At 66.6% G+C, this 15,362-nt stretch carries 20 protein-coding genes; 8 read left to right on the top strand and 12 right to left on the bottom strand.

What is annotated here, in order from left to right:
- Both ripB and METY_RS09100 read left to right on the top strand, forming a co-directional pair.
- Positions 1-528, top strand: a complete 528-nt coding sequence (gene ripB, locus METY_RS09095) for a (R)-specific enoyl-CoA hydratase RipB/Ich (protein ID WP_103121069.1) — start codon at positions 1-3, stop codon at positions 526-528.
- Positions 529-664: 136 nt separating this feature from the next.
- Positions 665-1,099, top strand: coding sequence for a pyridoxamine 5'-phosphate oxidase family protein (locus METY_RS09100; protein WP_103121070.1), 435 nt, complete (start codon positions 665-667; stop codon positions 1,097-1,099).
- A gap of 75 nt (positions 1,100-1,174) precedes the next feature.
- On the opposite strand, the gene msrA is transcribed toward METY_RS09100, so the two are convergent.
- The 7 genes from msrA to pqqA all read right to left on the bottom strand — a co-directional run bounded on the left by msrA (position 1,175) and on the right by pqqA (position 5,628).
- The gene (gene msrA, locus METY_RS09105; protein ID WP_103121071.1) at positions 1,175-1,699 is read right to left on the bottom strand and encodes a peptide-methionine (S)-S-oxide reductase MsrA; all 525 of its coding nucleotides are present in this window, start codon (positions 1,697-1,699) and stop codon (positions 1,175-1,177) included.
- Positions 1,700-1,767: 68 nt separating this feature from the next.
- Entirely contained in the window at positions 1,768-2,082 is a 315-nt protein-coding gene (locus METY_RS09110; RefSeq protein ID WP_103121072.1) for a polyhydroxyalkanoic acid system family protein, read from the bottom strand.
- 118 nt (positions 2,083-2,200) lie between these two features.
- A complete protein-coding gene (gene pqqE / locus METY_RS09115) occupies positions 2,201-3,370 on the bottom strand; it encodes a pyrroloquinoline quinone biosynthesis protein PqqE (RefSeq protein WP_200819641.1) in 1,170 nt (389 codons plus the stop codon).
- Positions 3,371-3,494: 124 nt separating this feature from the next.
- Positions 3,495-3,776, bottom strand: coding sequence for a pyrroloquinoline quinone biosynthesis peptide chaperone PqqD (gene pqqD / locus METY_RS09120; RefSeq protein WP_103121074.1), 282 nt, complete (start codon positions 3,774-3,776; stop codon positions 3,495-3,497).
- Entirely contained in the window at positions 3,773-4,525 is a 753-nt protein-coding gene (gene pqqC / locus METY_RS09125; RefSeq protein ID WP_103121075.1) for a pyrroloquinoline-quinone synthase PqqC, read from the bottom strand. The genes pqqD and pqqC overlap by 4 nt, the downstream gene beginning before the upstream one ends.
- Positions 4,526-4,545: 20 nt before the next feature.
- Positions 4,546-5,490 carry a pyrroloquinoline quinone biosynthesis protein PqqB gene (gene pqqB / locus METY_RS09130; RefSeq protein WP_103121159.1) on the bottom strand — a complete coding sequence of 315 codons (945 nt, stop codon included), beginning with the start codon at positions 5,488-5,490 and terminating at the stop codon, positions 4,546-4,548.
- Positions 5,491-5,547: 57 nt separating this feature from the next.
- Positions 5,548-5,628 carry a pyrroloquinoline quinone precursor peptide PqqA gene (pqqA, locus tag METY_RS21775; protein WP_081761428.1) on the bottom strand — a complete coding sequence of 27 codons (81 nt, stop codon included), beginning with the start codon at positions 5,626-5,628 and terminating at the stop codon, positions 5,548-5,550.
- 503 nt (positions 5,629-6,131) lie between these two features.
- Between pqqA and cysS the strand changes: the two genes are divergently transcribed.
- Both cysS and cimA read left to right on the top strand, forming a co-directional pair.
- On the top strand, positions 6,132-7,490 hold the full coding sequence (gene cysS / locus METY_RS09140) for a cysteine--tRNA ligase (protein WP_103121076.1): 1,359 nt from the start codon (positions 6,132-6,134) through the stop codon (positions 7,488-7,490).
- Between the two features lie 10 nt (positions 7,491-7,500).
- Positions 7,501-9,132, top strand: a complete 1,632-nt coding sequence (gene cimA / locus METY_RS09145; protein ID WP_103121077.1) for a citramalate synthase — start codon at positions 7,501-7,503, stop codon at positions 9,130-9,132.
- 128 nt (positions 9,133-9,260) lie between these two features.
- Here the strand turns inward: cimA and METY_RS09150 are convergent, their stop codons facing one another.
- From METY_RS09150 to METY_RS09170, 5 genes are all read right to left on the bottom strand, one after another.
- Positions 9,261-9,509, bottom strand: a complete 249-nt coding sequence (locus METY_RS09150; RefSeq protein WP_103121078.1) for a hypothetical protein — start codon at positions 9,507-9,509, stop codon at positions 9,261-9,263.
- A 154-nt stretch (positions 9,510-9,663) separates the two neighbouring features.
- The gene (locus METY_RS09155; protein WP_103121079.1) at positions 9,664-10,350 is read right to left on the bottom strand and encodes a DUF599 domain-containing protein; all 687 of its coding nucleotides are present in this window, start codon (positions 10,348-10,350) and stop codon (positions 9,664-9,666) included.
- Between the two features lie 49 nt (positions 10,351-10,399).
- Positions 10,400-10,837, bottom strand: a complete 438-nt coding sequence (locus METY_RS09160; RefSeq protein WP_103121080.1) for a DUF1489 family protein — start codon at positions 10,835-10,837, stop codon at positions 10,400-10,402.
- A 97-nt stretch (positions 10,838-10,934) separates the two neighbouring features.
- A complete protein-coding gene (locus METY_RS09165) occupies positions 10,935-11,369 on the bottom strand; it encodes a hypothetical protein (RefSeq protein ID WP_103121081.1) in 435 nt (144 codons plus the stop codon).
- 44 nt (positions 11,370-11,413) lie between these two features.
- Positions 11,414-11,875: an outer membrane protein assembly factor BamE gene (locus METY_RS09170; RefSeq protein WP_103121082.1), complete on the bottom strand. Its 462-nt coding sequence runs from the start codon at positions 11,873-11,875 to the stop codon at positions 11,414-11,416.
- 172 nt (positions 11,876-12,047) lie between these two features.
- Here METY_RS09170 and METY_RS09175 point away from each other — a divergent pair, with 172 nt between their 5' ends.
- From METY_RS09175 to METY_RS09190, 4 genes are all read left to right on the top strand, one after another.
- On the top strand, positions 12,048-12,590 hold the full coding sequence (locus METY_RS09175) for a ubiquinol-cytochrome C chaperone family protein (protein WP_160147334.1): 543 nt from the start codon (positions 12,048-12,050) through the stop codon (positions 12,588-12,590).
- On the top strand, positions 12,587-13,114 hold the full coding sequence (locus METY_RS09180) for a YceD family protein (protein WP_244593577.1): 528 nt from the start codon (positions 12,587-12,589) through the stop codon (positions 13,112-13,114). Before METY_RS09175 ends, METY_RS09180 begins: the two co-directional genes overlap by 4 nt.
- A gap of 113 nt (positions 13,115-13,227) precedes the next feature.
- Complete coding sequence (plsX, locus tag METY_RS09185) at positions 13,228-14,298, top strand: phosphate acyltransferase PlsX (protein WP_103121085.1); 1,071 nt, start codon at positions 13,228-13,230, stop codon at positions 14,296-14,298.
- Positions 14,295-15,272, top strand: coding sequence for a beta-ketoacyl-ACP synthase III (locus METY_RS09190; protein ID WP_103121086.1), 978 nt, complete (start codon positions 14,295-14,297; stop codon positions 15,270-15,272). The genes plsX and METY_RS09190 overlap by 4 nt, the downstream gene beginning before the upstream one ends.
- Positions 15,273-15,362: the final 90 nt, after the last annotated feature.

Below are 15,362 nucleotides of genomic sequence, written 5' to 3' on the forward strand. Positions count from 1 at the left end.
ATGACCGAGAGCCTTCCCGCCTACAAGATCGTCGGCGAGCGCCGCTTCCGCGAGACCTCCGGTCTCTATTTCGAGGATTTCGAGCCCGGCGATGTCTACGAACATCGGCCAGGCCGGACGCTCCTCGATGTGGACAACGTGTGGTTCACGCTGCTGACCATGAACACGCAGCAGGTCCATTTCGACGCCGCCTACGCCGACAAGACCGAGTGGAAGAAGCTGTTGGTGGACTCGACCTTCACGCTGGCGCTGCTCACGGGGATGAGCGTCCGCACCGTGAGCGCGAAGGTGGTCGCCAATCTCGGCTGGGATAAGGTCAAGGCGACCGCGCCGGTGTTCGCCGGCGACACGCTCTACGCCGAGAGCACGGTGCTTTCGAAGCGCGAGTCCAAGAGCCGACCGCAACAGGGCATCGTCACGGTGCTCACCCGCGGCGTGAACCAGGACGGCGCCGAGGTGATGAGCTTCGAGCGGACCATGCTGGTGTACCGCCGCGGTCAGTCGCCGGAAGAGGCCGCGAATTACTGAGAGTCTCTCTCCAGAGGTCGACGCCAGGGAGCTCCGATAAGCGATCGCCGGGTTCCGTCAGGCGCGGCCTCGCTCGGCAAACTTTCCTTGAGGCGGAGCGTTGGGTTGATCCGGGGGCAATCAACCGGAGACTGACATGAGCGACCTGACGATCACCGACCTCGCGGAAAAGATGCGCGACATCGATTTCGCGATGCTCTTCACAACGACTGACAACGGCGCGCTGGCGGGCCGTCCGATGAGCAACAACCGCGACGTCGAATACGCTGGGGATTCTTTCTACTTCACCTTCGAGCAGTCTCGGACGGTGGCCGACGTCGAGCGCGATCCCAAGGTCGCGCTGTCATTCCAAGGGTCCAAAGGGCTTCTGGGCAAGCCGCCGCTCTTCGCCTCCGTGCAAGGCGTCGCCGAACTGATCCGCGACAAGGGCGCGTTCGCGCAACATTGGACCAAGGATCTCGACCGCTGGTTTCCGGACGGCGTCGATACGCCGGGGGTCGTGCTGATCAAAGTGCGCGCCGAGCGTATCCACTACTGGAACGGCGAAGACGCCGGCGAGATCCGTCCCTGACGGCTGCTTAGCTCGCCCTCTCGCGGCTGAAAAAGCGAAAGGAGCGCCGACAAGATCGACGCTCCTCGCCTCAGTTCAACTTGCCTGCCGGATCTCGTCGCGGCTCGGAAGCCGCCAGTTCGGCCGAATGTAGTGGCAGGTGTAACCGTTGGGAAAACGCTCGAGATAGTCCTGGTGCTCGGGTTCGGCCTCCCAGAACGGCCCGACTGCTGCAACCTCGGTGACCACTTTGCCCGGCCAGAGCCCGGACGCGTTGACGTCGGCGATCGTCTCCTCGGCGATCTGACGCTGGACGTCGTCCACATAGAAGATCGCCGATCGATAGCCGAGGCCGCGATCGTTGCCCTGACGGTTCAGCGTCGTCGGGTCGTGGATCTGGAAGAAGAACTCCAGCATCCGTCGGAAGCTCGTGATCTTCGGGTCGAAGATGATCTCGATCGCTTCGGCGTGGGTGCCGTGGTTCCGATAGGTGGCGTTCGGCACGTCGCCGCCGCTGTAGCCCACCCGGGTCGAAACCACGCCCGGCTGCTTCCGGATCAGGTCCTGCATGCCCCAGAAGCACCCGCCGGCCAGAACCGCGCGTTCGGTGGTCGTGCTCATCGCCGTCTCCTTGGGTTGGATCATGGGCAGAATATCGGGACGACCGAGAGACTTTTCAAAGCGCTTGATCAGGCGCGCGAAGGGCCGGGCTTCTCCAGCATAATGCGCGAGCTCTTTTCGACGAAGTCGCGGATCGCGCCGGACATCATCGACAGCATCAGAGGCACCTCGATCTCGCCCCGGACGAGCGCGTCCTCCACCTCGATGGCGACGCGGACGGACTGCCCCATGGCGGAGATCTGAAGCGCCAGCTTGTCTTCGGCTGTCCATGAGGACGAGACCGTCCCGCCGCCTGGGATGTGCCTCTCCAAGGCGGGGAGCCCGTTTTCGATCCGGCGTTTCGCTTCAGCCCGGCCAAGGCTGTGGGGGATCTCGAATTTCAATGCGCCGCTCCCGTCCGTTGACGGGCGCTGCCTATCACATTTTGGCGCGGCCCAGGATGACGCGGGCGGGGAAGCGCTCTCACGCTCCGCAGTTCCGGCGGCGCGAGCCGAGAGCGGTCTAAACGGGCGCGCCGTTGTTGCGGGTGATCTGCACCTTGGGCCGACCCTCCACGCCGCCGAAGCTCCGGTAGACGTAGTCGGTCTTGCCCGAGTCCGCCGCCTTCAGCGCGAGCGAGGTGATCTTGGCGTGGAACGGCGACAGCGAGCAGGCGGGATCGGCGTTCGCCGGGTCGCCGGTGATCGCCAGCGCTTGGCAGCGGCAGCCCCCAAAGTCGATCTCCTTGCGCGGGCAGGAGGTGCAGGGCTCCTTCATCCAGCTCGTGCCGCGGTAGGCCTCGAACGCGGAGCCGTGCTCCCAGATCTCCGACAGGCTCTTGTCGGTGACGTAGTCGAACACGAGGTGGGGGATGGTCTCGGCCGCGTGGCAAGGGAGCACCTTGCCCTGGGGCGTCACGTTCAGGGACTGCTTTCCCCAGCCGCCGACGCAGGGCTTCGGAAGGCGGGCGTAATAGTCAGGCACCACGGCGTCGATGACGAGCTTCCCCTGAAGCTCCTCCCGCAGCCGCTCGACGGTGGCCGCGGCCGCCATCACCTGCTCGCGCGTCGGCATGAGCATGTTCCGGTTCTCGAGCGCCCAGCCGTAGTACTGGGAATGAGCGATCTCGACCCGCCGGGCGCCGAACTCCAGCGCCATGTTCACCAGCGCCTCGATGTTCTCGATGTTGGCGCGGTGGATCACGGCGTTGATGGTCAGCGGCAGACCAAGCTCGAGCACTTGGCCCGCAAGAATGCGCTTCTTCTCATGCGCGCCCTTGAGGCCCGCGATGCGGTCGGCGTTGTCGGGCAGCGCATCCTGGATCGACAGCTGGACATGGTCGAGGCCGGCGTCCGCCAACTCCTTGAGCTTGTCGTAGGTGACGCCGATCCCTGACGTGATGAGGTTGGTGTAGAGCCCGACCTTCACCGCATGGGCCGTCAACTCCACGATGTCCCGGCGCGCCGTCGGCTCGCCGCCCGACAGGTGGAGATGAAGCACGCCCATGGCGGCGGCTTCCGAAAACACCCGCTTCCAGGTCTCGGTGTCGAGCTCCAGCGAGCGCTTCTCGAGGTCCACGGGATTGGAGCAGTAGGGGCAGGACAATGGGCAGCGGTGCGTGAGTTCCGCCAGCATCCCAAGCGGCGCCGGCGGCGGCACGCGGGTCGCCGTGGACGGGTTCGGAACGGTCATGTCGTTCATCGCGCGTTCCTTTCCATCGTGCCGAGACTGCGTCCTTCATGGCGCCGTCCCAGCGAAGCGCGTCCGGCCTGAACGGCTCTAGGCATGGCCGCTCGGAAATTCCCTCGCCGTCGCCTCAGTTCAGATCCAACACGCGCTTGGCCTGAAGATCGGCCAACATCTTCTTCACGTCAGCCTCAATCGTCTCGCGGGGGGCCGCATAGGCGGTCGCGAGATCGTCGACGATCGCCGTGACGGTCCGAACGCCGTCGCAGCGTTCCAGCACCGCGACTGCAATCGCGTCCGGCTTCAGCACGCGCTCGGGCGCGAGCAGGAGCCATTCGTTGCGCACCTCGTCACGGCGAAGACGCACGCCGCGCGGAAGTTTCGGAACCGCGTCCGAGGACACCTCGATCATTCCGCGGCCTGCTGGGCGTCGCCGCGCTCGGCCCGGAACGCGTCCGGCCAAGGCTTGGCGTAGATATAACCGTGCTCCAGAGCGTCGAGCATGCTCCAGAGCATCGAGCACTTGAACTCAAGAGCCGCGATCGCCGCGTCCTGATGCTCGCGGGTCTTCGCATGCTCGAACACGTAGGCGAGGGCGAAGTCGCTGTCGCGTTTGGCCTGAACCGGGCGCTTGTTGAAGTAGGCCAGCGTCTCAGGCGTCACGTAGTCGTAGTGCGCCAGCATGCCCTCTGAGCGCACCTTGATGACGGACGGGGAAAACAGCTCGGTCAACGAGGAGGCGATCGCCTCGAGCAGCGGGCGGTCGCGGCAGAACGAGATGTAGGCCGTCACGGCGAATTTGGTCGCGGGGAGGGCGAGCCGGCCAGACATCACGGTCTCGCGGTCGAGGCCAAGATCGTCGGTGAGCTTCAGCCACTTGGCGATGCCGCCCTCGCCCTCGCGCTCACCGTCGTGGTCGATGATGCGCTGACGCCATTCACGCCGCATGGCGGCGTCCTCCAGCCGCGCGAGGATTTGGGAATCCTTCTGCGGGATGCAGGCCTGATAGAGGTACCGGTTGAGCGCCCAGGCCTCGACCTCGGTGCGAGTGCACTGGCCTGATTGCAAACGGATCTGGAAGGGATGCCGGCTGTGGTACCGCCGGGCGCCGACGTCGCGAAGACGCGCCTCGAGTTCGGCGTTTGAGAGAAGGTCTGCCATCGCGAAGTCCTCCGCAGATCTCAAGCCGCGGTTGTTCCGCGGTCTTCGAACGTCCGTTCCGAGGCGAGGCCGCCCAGCGCGACCTCCAGCCCGTCTTCCGACACCCGCCATCCCGCCGCCTCGACCGCCTCTCGCTCCGCCGAGCCGTCGACCAGGATGCGGTTGGTGTTGTTGATGTGAATGTAGATCTTCTGACCCACCTGCACACTGTCGAAGGCGTGCAGCGATCCGCCTTCCCCCGAGATCGGCACATGCCCCATGCGGCGTCCGGTCTTTACGCCGACGCCCGCCTGGCGCATTTCGTCGTCCTCGAACACCGTGCCGTCGAAAAGCAGCGCGTCTGCGCCGTCGACACGGGCAAGCACGCCGGCGTCGACCGTCGCGCATCCCGGTATGTAAACCAGAGTCGTCCCGTCGCGCGTGATCTCGACCCCGACCGTGTCGCCGCCGGCGTCGCCGATGGTGAGGTTCTCGGTCTCGAGATAGAGCGGCACCTTCCCGGGGACCCCGAAGAACTCGATCGTCGAGTCGTCTATCCGGAACGGCTTGTTCAGCGCCACGACTTCGCGCGCGACCATGTCCTTCGCCAGCACGCCAAAGATCGGATTGGCGTCCAGAATGCCGGAGATCTGCGAGGTTGCGTAGACAGTTAGCGGCGAACGCTCACGCAGCGTGATAAGGCCATCGACGTGGTCCACGTCGCCGTTGGTGAGAACCACGGAACGGATGGGTGTCTCTCGCAGCCCTGTCGGCTGCAGCAGAGGCGTCGCCAGAATCTGGGAGCGAAGGTCGGGAGACGCATTGAAGAGCGTCCAGCGCCCGGCTCCAGTCTCGACCGCGATGGACGACTGCGTGCGACGCTTCACGCGTGGATCGTTCTTCCACGCCAGATCGCACACCGGACAGCGGCAATTCCACTGAGGAAAGCCGCCGCCGGCGGCAGATCCAAGGACGACAAAGCGCAACGTCATGATGTTAATCCGCCGCTGCGCCTGTCATCCCTTACTACAATCCAACTAAGCTCAGAGCTCAGCCGGGCTGTAGGACGTGACTTCGAGGCCCACCGGGGTCTCAGAGACGATCGGAGCGGTCCAAATGGCCATTGTAGCCTCCTTCGGGGTTTCCTAAGACTTCCGCGCCGACGGATAGCATCCGGTTCGATTTGGCGCACGGTGGAATATAGCTTCCGCGCCACCCCGCCGCCATAGAACTCCGCCTTAAATCTTGGTAATGCGGAAGCCTTTTTCTCAAGAACCTCTTACGTTTGCGTCGGCCATGGGGACCGGCGACGGCGCGTCGTCGCCGCAATCCCGCCGTGCTCTTGGCCGCGTCTCATTTTGCTGCAACCGATCGCATCGGCGCCGGGTCGACGGCATCATCCGTTTGTCGGAGGCGGGGAGATCGGTCCGGCAGATTGATCGGTTGACCGTTCGCTTGACGCGTCAAGCGGGGTTGATCATTGTCCCGCGCCATGAAGGCCGAGCCGTCGACCCGCATCAACCGGATCGTCATTATCTGCGGTTAGCTGAAAAGCGGGCCGCGGCGGTTTTTTCTTGATCTTTGGATGAGAGAAGAACGACCTCCCGGCCGATGAGGAGGACGGCGCTTGTCTGCGCTTAAGATCTACAACTCGCTGACCCGCACGAAGGATGACTTCGCGCCGATCGATCCCACGAATGTGCGGATGTACGTGTGCGGGCCGACGGTCTACGACCGCGCCCACATCGGCAACGCGCGCCCGGTCATTGTCTTTGATCTCATGTACCGGCTGCTCCGCCATCTCTACGGCGCCGAGCATGTGACCTATGTCCGCAACGTCACCGACGTGGACGACAAGATCAACGCCCGCGCCGCCGAGCGTGGGATCAGCATTCGCGCGTTGACCGAAGACACCGCCCGCGGGTTCCGCGAGGACGTGGCGGAGCTTGGGACGCTGCGGCCGAGCCACGAGCCGCGCGCGACCGAGTTCATCTGCCGCGGCGCGGACGAGCTCGACATGGTGAAGCTGGTCGAGCGCCTGATCGCCCGCGGCCACGCCTACGAGGCGGACGGGCACGTGCTCTTCGACGTCGCGTCGATGCCCGCCTATGGCCGCCTTGCGCGTCGTTCGCTGGACGAGATGGAAGCCGGCGCCCGCGTCGAGGTCGCCTCATACAAGAAAGGCCCGATGGACTTCGTGCTGTGGAAGCCTTCGAAGGAGGGCGAGCCGGCCTGGACGTCGCCCTGGGGGCAGGGCCGTCCGGGCTGGCACCTCGAATGCTCCGCGATGTCCGCCGCGCTGCTCGGCGAGACCTTCGACATCCACGGCGGCGGCATCGACCTGATCTTTCCGCACCACGAGAACGAGATCGCCCAGTCGACCTGCTGCTTCGGCCGGGACACCATGGCGAACGTCTGGATGCACAACGGTTTCCTGCAGGTGGAGGGCGAAAAGATGTCGAAGTCCCTCGGCAACTTCGTCACTATCCGCGAGGTGCTGGCCGACTGGCCGGGCGACGTCGCTCGCCTCGCCATGCTCTCGGCCCATTACCGGCAGCCGATCAACTGGACGCTCAAGGGCCTCCAGGAGGCCGAGCGGACGCTCGCGCAATGGTTCGACGCCGCGGCGGGCGAGGCTGACCCGCGGCCGGCCGAGACCGTGGTCGAGGCGCTGTCAGACGACCTCAACACGCCGAAAATGATCGCCGAGATTCATCGCCTCAAGTCCGAGGGTCGCCGCAAGCCGCTCGCCGGGACGCTCGCCTTCCTCGGTTTCCGGCCCGATGTGCTCGCTGACTGGCAGGCGGCCAAGGCGCCGGAGCTCAGCGTGCCTCAGGAGGAGATCGAGCGCCTCGTCGATGCGCGGCTCGAGGCTCGCCGTGAGCGAAACTGGGCCGAGGCCGACCGGATCCGCGACGAGTTGCTCGCCAAGGGCGTCGTGCTGAAGGACGGGGCCGGCGGCACCACGTGGGAGGTCGCCCGGTGAGCGACGCGTCGTGACCCGCGAGCGGGTCTATCTGTTCGACACGACGCTGCGTGACGGCGCGCAGACGGCGGGGGTCGACTTCACGCTCGCGGACAAGATGGCGGTGGCGACGATGCTCGACCGCTTGGGCGTCGACTACGTCGAGGGCGGCTACCCCGGCGCGAACCCTACCGACACGGCGTTCTTCTCAGAAAACCGAACCACGCGGTCGACGTTCGTGGCCTTCGGGATGACGAAGCGGGCCGGGCGGTCGGTCGAGAACGACGCCGGCCTTCAGGGCGTGCTGCAGGCCAAGGCGGCCGCGTGCTGCTTCGTGGGCAAGAGCTGGGATTTCCACGTCGTCCATGCATTGGGGATCACGCTCGAAGAGAACGTCGATCAGATCCGCGAAACCGTCGCCGCCGCAATCGCGGCGGGGCGGGAGGCGATGATCGATTGCGAACACTTCTTCGACGGCTACAAGGCCAATCCGGATTACGCGCTGGCCTGCGCCAAAGCGGCCTACGACGCCGGCGCGCGCTGGGTGGTGCTGTGCGACACCAACGGCGGCGCGACGCCGGACGAGGTCGCGGCGATCGTAGCCAAAGCCAAGGCGGTGGTGCCGGGCGCGAACCTCGGCATCCACGCCCACGACGACATGGGCCTCGCCGTGGCGAATTCGCTCGCCGCCGTCGATGCTGGCGTGCGGCAGATCCAGGGCACGCTGAACGGCCTCGGCGAACGCTGCGGCAACGCCAACCTCGCAACGCTCATCCCTACGCTCAAGCTGAAGCCTGACTACTCCGAACGGTTCGAGATCGGCGTGTCGGACGAGGGTCTCGCCACCCTGACGCAGTTGTCGCGCGCCTTCGACGAGCTCTTGAACCGGCCGTCGAACCGGCACGCGCCTTACGTCGGCGCGAACGCCTTCGCGACCAAGGCGGGCATCCACGCCTCGGCCATTCTGAAGGATCCTCGCACCTACGAGCACGTCTCGCCGGAAACCGTCGGCAACCACCGGCGGCTGCTGGTGTCGGACCAGGGCGGCAAGTCCAACCTCGTGTCGGAGCTCTCCCGCATTGGGGTGGAGGTCGACAAGGCGGATCCGCGGCTCGACCGGCTGCTCGCCGAGGTAAAGCGACGCGAGGCGGAGGGCTACGCCTACGAGGGGGCCGACGCCTCCTTCGCCCTCCTGGCCAACCGCGCGCTCGGCCGCGTGCCGGATTTTTTCGCGATCGAAAGCTTCCGCGTGATGGTGGAGCGCCGCCACAACGCGCTGGGCGAACTCGCCACCATGTCCGAGGCGGTCGTGAAGCTGACCGTGGACGGCGAGACGCTGATCACGGCGGCTGAGGGCAACGGTCCGATAAACGCGCTCGACGTGGCGTTGCGCAAGGATCTCGGGCGCTACCAGCCTTACATCGCCGACCTCAGGCTCACGGACTACAAGGTCCGCATCCTGAACGGCGGCACGGAAGCCGTCACCCGCGTCCTGATAGAGTCGACCGATGGCGACGGCGTCGTTTGGACCACGGTCGGCGTGTCGCCCAACATCATCGACGCCTCGTTCGAGGCGCTGGTCGACAGCCTGACCTACAAGTTGCTGAAGGCGGGCGCGCCAGCGCCGCAAGGCGCCGTTCGCCAGATCGGGCCGGCGGACTAGCGCCGGCCAATCTCCCGGTCCTCGACGCCGCGGTCCGAGCCGAGAGCCGGCGTCTCGGAGGGGGCCGCCGGCGCGGGCACCTCCAGCCGTCGGCTCGCCGCGGCCTGAGCCGGCGGGAGCGCGGCGTTTTACATTCGGGCGTCGAACTCCGACAGCGCTCCGGATGGAGGCTGCGGAGCGTAGGTCGCGACCCAGCGGACGTTCTGACGGAGCACGGCGAAATAGGCGCCGAAGTTCGCCGAGCGCTCGGAACGACCCGGCTCGTTCCAGTACCATGCGCCGGAATGCCAGAAATTGTAGGGCGAGGTGTTGACTCGCTCGTACGTCCCCGTGCTGTAGAAGACGCCGGGATTAAACGCGTAGCGGGGCCAGCTCACCGGCTGCGTCGAGAGAAGCGCGCCGGCCTGAATTGATTGAGGAACCGCGCGTAGTCGAGCGGCGACAACCGCCACCCTCCGTAGGAGCTCACGATCCTGACCGATCCATGGCGCTTAACAGTAGGTGATGCCACCTAGGCGTCGTAACGGAACCTTACGAGTCAGACCCGTAGCCCGCGGCTTTGAGCGGTTCGGAGGAAAATTGACGACGGTGCAGGATGACTGTCACGAGCGTCGTCGTCACGAGCAGCGCCCAGGGGCTGACGAACCAGCCGATGTAGGCCAACGAGAAGAACAGTCCGCGGAGGCCCCGGTTGAAGTGCCGTCCAGCCTCGATGTTCATCCGCGCCGCGCGCTCCAGCGCGACGTCCATTTCCGGCGTGTCGATCTCCTCGCGCGGCGGAGCGCAGACGATGAGGATCGAGCCGTAGTTGAACAGCCGGTACGCCCAGACGAACTTGAAGAAGGCGTAGACCAGGATGGCGGCGAGGCCGAGGATCTTCGCGTCGTAGACCTCGCGGGTGGTCACGAGGCCGAAGGGTAGGGCGGCGAACACCTCGACCGCCTCGCTGCTCGCGCCGAGAGCCGCCAGCGCGCCGCCGATCGCGATGAGAGAGGTCGACGCGAAGAAGGCCGACCCGTTCTGAAGCCCCTGCATCGTGATCGAATCCGGCATCCGGTTCTCGCGCGCCGCCATCCGCCGCATCCAGTCCCGGCGCCGTTCGGCCATCACGGAGTTCAGGCTGCGCCGCGACCGTTCCGACCACGTGTAGTGGCCGAACCAGACGATCAGAAAGTAGATTACGGCGGCGATGTCGAGCGGCGAGCCGGTCAAGGTCATGCTCGGGAGTTTAAGCGCGGCGCGCGGCGGATGCGCAATGCCGCCCGGCTCACAGCAGCCCGAGAGAGCGGAGCTCGGCCACGAGATGCGGCGGGAGGCCGGGCGCCGCGGCTTCGTCCGTCGCCGCGTCCTTCGGGGCGTCGGCGCCCGGCAGGTAGCGCCAGCCCTGAAACGGACGCCGCGGCGCGGGACGCGTGGCGATCAGCTCCGGCGACAGCACCAGATCGCACCGCTCGATCCCATCGGCGCCTTTGGCGGAGCGAAGGTCGACGAGAGGCTGGCGAACCAGGATGACGCCCTTGATCACCCAGTAGAGCGAGCCCCCGTCGAGCAGCTCCGCGGCGCGCTTCGGCGCCATCCGGGTGGTGTGAACCTGCTCTTCCGGCAGTCCGCGACGCCGCTTCTCGGCCATGCGCTCCACGACCCACGACCGCAGATCCTCGACCGAATCGCAACCGACGCAGAGTTTCTGGAGGTGGAGCGGCATTAGGGTCTCACGGCCGGGGACGTTGTCACCTTAGCCCGTCGCGCTTCCTGTGCGGGCGCCGAGTTCAATGCGTCCACAACAGAGCCGGTACAGCCGTTTAGATGCCCGGAGCGCGTTGCCAGCCGGAAACGTCGAGCTTGTTGCGCAGGCCCTTGCAGGGCTGCACCGTGACGCCGGGCACCACCGGCACGCGGCGCCGGTTCGCTTCCGACAAACCCCGCATTGTTTCCGCGCAGGCGATGATGGTGAGGCCGGGAGCCTTCAGACGCGCGATGTCGCGCTGGACGGTCGTCGTGCCGGGGATCACCGAGATGACGCCCCGGTTCGCAAGGATCAAGTTGAACTTGCGGCCGCGTCCGCCTCTGACGAAGTCCGAGCCGGCCCTGAGCGCGCGCTGAAACCCGGCGGGATCGTGGTTCTCGACGGTGGCGTACTGTTCGTCACCCGGCGCAGCTTGAACGGGCGCGGCGAAGCCGAGGAGCAGCGCCGCCGCGGCGATGGCGGCGGCCGGCAGTAAAGGCGAAAACGTCATAAGCGTCCTCCGGACGAAGGGGGCGATCTGCGTCGCCCTCCCGTTCATTCCTCGTTCGAAAGCAGTCCCCTGAAGACATGCTCCAGGAAGTTGCGCTCCTGCCCGGCGGTCGGCGTGACCTCGCCGATGAAGTCGAAGAGGCGTCCGTCCTTGAGGCCGAAGTTGGCGATTCGCTGAACACGGCGGTTCTGGTCGAAATAGACCGCGACCACGCGTTGATCGGTGATCGTCGGATTCATGAAGGCGACCGAGCGCTTGGTCGTCTGGGAGATGTAATAATAGACCTCTCCCTTCAGCGTCGCGGTCGTGGAAGGCGTGCCGAGCACCACGAGCACCTGCTCCTGGCTCGAGCCGACGGGCACCTGCTGCAGGGAGCTCTCGGAGAGGACGTAGCCCTTTTGCTGCGTCTCGGCGCAACCGGCGAGCGCGACTGAGGCCAGTCCGAGAACGAGCGTCGCCGCGGCGGCGCGCCCGGTGGCGGTCGTCTTCCCAAGCGAGATCGGCATGTGCTGGACTTCCTCCCGAAACGCGGCACGCGCAACTCATGACGGGTTGACGCGCCCGTCGCCGGACTTGTGCCACCGCCGCACTTGGCGTAACCCGCGGCACGGCCCAGTTCAACAGGCGAAAGCGGCTGCGGTCCGCAGCCGCGCAGCGGTTCCAAGGCGACGACGGGCGATGGTGTTTGGTCTGTTCCAGCGGCGCGATGCGCCCACGCCGTCCACGACCGAGCGCGTCTACGGGCTGATCGTCGCCCAGGCGCGCGCGCCGATCTTTTATCGAGAGCTCGGCGTGCCCGATACGGTGATGGGGCGCTACGAGATGATCGTGTTGCACGCCTTCTTATATTTCCACCGGCTAAAGGCGGCTGAGCCCGCCGCGAAGGACGCGGCGCAGGACGTGTTCGACCTCATGTTCTCCGAGACGGACTCGGCGCTGCGCGAGATTGGCGTCGGCGACCTGACGGTTCCGAAGCGGATCAAGAGCATGGCGGGCGTGTTCTACGCGCGCGCCGCGGCCTATGACGCCGCGCTGACCTCGGCCGACGACGCTGACCTCATAGCGGCGCTCGCGGCGGGCCCGTTTGAAGGCGCCGACGCGCCGGGCGCCCGGCCGCTTGCGCGCTACCTCCGCTTGTCGGTCGAGGCGCTCGCGGCGCAGTCCGTTTCCGCGCTCGTTCAATCCGGACCCGCGTTCCCGCAGGCGGAGGCTTCATCATGACCGCATCGCCCTTGTCCCGCCCGATCGCTGTGGCGGACGTCGGTCCGAATGGCCTCACCGTGGACATCGTGGCTGACGCGGCCGAACGCGCGGCCTTGGCGAAGGCCAATGAGGCGATCGCGGTGGAAGACCTGCGCGCCGAAGTCACGATGCGGCCGTTCGGGAAGGACGGGGTCGCCGTCTCGGGCCGCGTCGACGCCAAGGTCCAGCGCATGTGCGGCGTGACGCTCGAGCCGTTCGTCGAAACGGTCAGCGAGCCGATCGACGTCCGTTTCGCTCCGGCCTCCGAGGTCTTGGCGGTCGAGGAGGGCGGCGAGATCGAACTTGGGCCGGACGACCCGCCGGACCCCTTCGTGGGCGGCGTGATCGACGTCGGCGCCGTGGTGTCCGAGTTCCTGACGCTCGGCCTCGATCCCTACCCCCGCAAGCCCGGCGCGACTTTCGAGCAGCCTGAGGATCCGGACGGCGACGGATCGCCGTTCGCCGAGCTCCGAAAGCTCAAGCGTCCCGATGACGGGGGGTGAGCGCAACGTTCGCCGAGGGTTGCCACCCCGTCGCCAACCGTTATGGTCCGCGCGCGCCGCGCTCCCCCGGGCGTTTGCCCGCGTCCGCTGAGAGATCTCGTCTTCTGCGCCCCATGACCGACACAGTCCGCCTCGCCCTCGACGCCATGGGCGGCGACCATGGCCCCTCAGTCGTCGTGCCGGGCGCCGCGCTCGCGCTCGCGCGCAAACCGGACATGACGTTCCTCTTCGTTGGCGACGAGGCGAAGATCCGGCCGCTCGTCGACGCCGAGCCGCGGCTGGCCGGGCGCTGCGAGATTCTCCACACCGACGTCGCCGTGCGCATGGACGACAAGCCGAGCGTCGCGCTCCGCAAGGGGCGTTGGAAGTCGTCGATGTGGCTCGCCCTCGACGCGGTGAAGACCCATCGCTCCGACGCGGTCGTCTCCGCCGGGAACACCGGGGCGCTGATGGCTATGTCCCGATTCTGCCTGAGGATGATGGCGGACGTCGAGCGCCCGGCGATCGCGGCGATCTGGCCGACGCTCCGCGGCGAAAGCATCGTGCTCGACGTCGGCGCGACCATCGGCGCCGACGCCCGACAGCTCGTCGACTTCGCGGTGATGGGCTCCGCCATGGCGCGGATCCTGTTCGATCTCGATCGGCCGACCGTCGCGTTGCTCAACGTCGGCGTGGAGGAGATCAAGGGCGTCGAGCAGGTGAAGGAAGCGGCCCGCATCCTGCGCGAGGAGGATTTCCCCGCCCTCGACTTCCGCGGCTTCGTCGAGGGCGACGACCTCGGCAAAGGCACAGTCGACGTGGTCGTGACGGAGGGTTTCTCCGGCAACATTGCGCTCAAGACGGCGGAGGGGACTGCGCGTCAGATCGCGGAGTACCTGCGCTCGGCCATGGGCCGCACCTGGCTCTCTAAGCTTGGGTACCTGTTCGCGCGCGGGGCCTTCGACACGCTCAAGGAAAAGATGGATCCCCGAAAGGTGAACGGCGGCGTGTTTCTCGGTCTTGACGGCGTGGTGATCAAGAGCCACGGCGGGACCGACGCCGAAGGGTTCGCCTCCGCGGTGGAGGTTGGCTACGAAATGGTGCGGTACGATTTGATGACGAAGATCCGGCAGGGGCTGCTTCACGACCACGGGGCCGACGCGCCCCCGCCGTCGCCGGCGTCTCTCGCGGGAGCGGCGTCGTGAGCCGCATCCGGTCCGTGGTGCGCGGTTGTGGGGCGTATCTCCCCTCGGAAGTGCTGACGAACGCCGATCTGGCGAAGACGGTCGACACGTCGGACGAGTGGATCGTCCAGCGCACCGGCATTCGCCAACGCCACATCGCCGCCCATGGCGAGATGACCTCCGATCTCGCGCTCTTCGCCGCGCGCGAGGCGCTCGCGAACGGCGGCGTCGAGGCGTCGGAGATCGACCTCATCATTCTCGCGACGGCGACCCCGGACAACACCTTTCCGGCGACCGCCACGACCGTTCAGGCGGCGCTCGGCATCACGCACGGTTTCGCGTTCGACGTGCAGGCGGTTTGCTCCGGATTCCTTTACGCGCTTGCGACCGCCGACAAGTTCCTCATGTCGGGCCAGCACAAGCGCGCGCTGGTCATCGGCTCGGAAACGTTCTCGCGCATCCTCGACTGGACCGACCGCGGCACCTGCGTGCTGTTCGGCGACGGCGCCGGCGCCGTAGTTCTCGAAGCCCAGGAGCAACCCGGCGAGAGCAGCGACCGAGGCGTGCTGACGACGCATCTGCGCTCCGACGGGCGGCACAAGAGCAAGCTGTTCGTCGATGGCGGTCCGTCGTCCACCGGCACGGTCGGCCATCTCAGGATGGAGGGTCGCGAGGTCTTTCGCCACGCCGTCGGCATGATCACCGACGTGATCGAGGACGCCTTTGCGGCGACCGGCGAGACCGCGGACAGCATCGACTGGTTCGTTCCGCACCAGGCCAATCGCCGTATCATCGACGCGAGCGCCCAGAAGCTTCACATCGCGCCGGAAAAGGTGGTGCTGACCGTCGACCACCACGGCAACACCTCGGCCGCTTCCATACCGCTGGCCCTCGCGGAGGCGTGCGCCGACGGGCGCATCAAGCAGGGCGACCTCGTGCTGCTCGAGGCGATGGGAGGCGGGTTTACCTGGGGATCCGCCCTTGTGCGTTGGTGAGCGTTCGACGAACGAAGGAGCGGCGCACGTTGACCATCGCTCCCGTGCTGAATAGCCTTTAGCCTCAATAACCTCTCGCCGCGAAAGCGA

The organism is Methylopila sp. Yamaguchi, assembly GCF_002897035.1.
Lineage (GTDB): Bacteria > Pseudomonadota > Alphaproteobacteria > Rhizobiales > Methylopilaceae > Methylopila.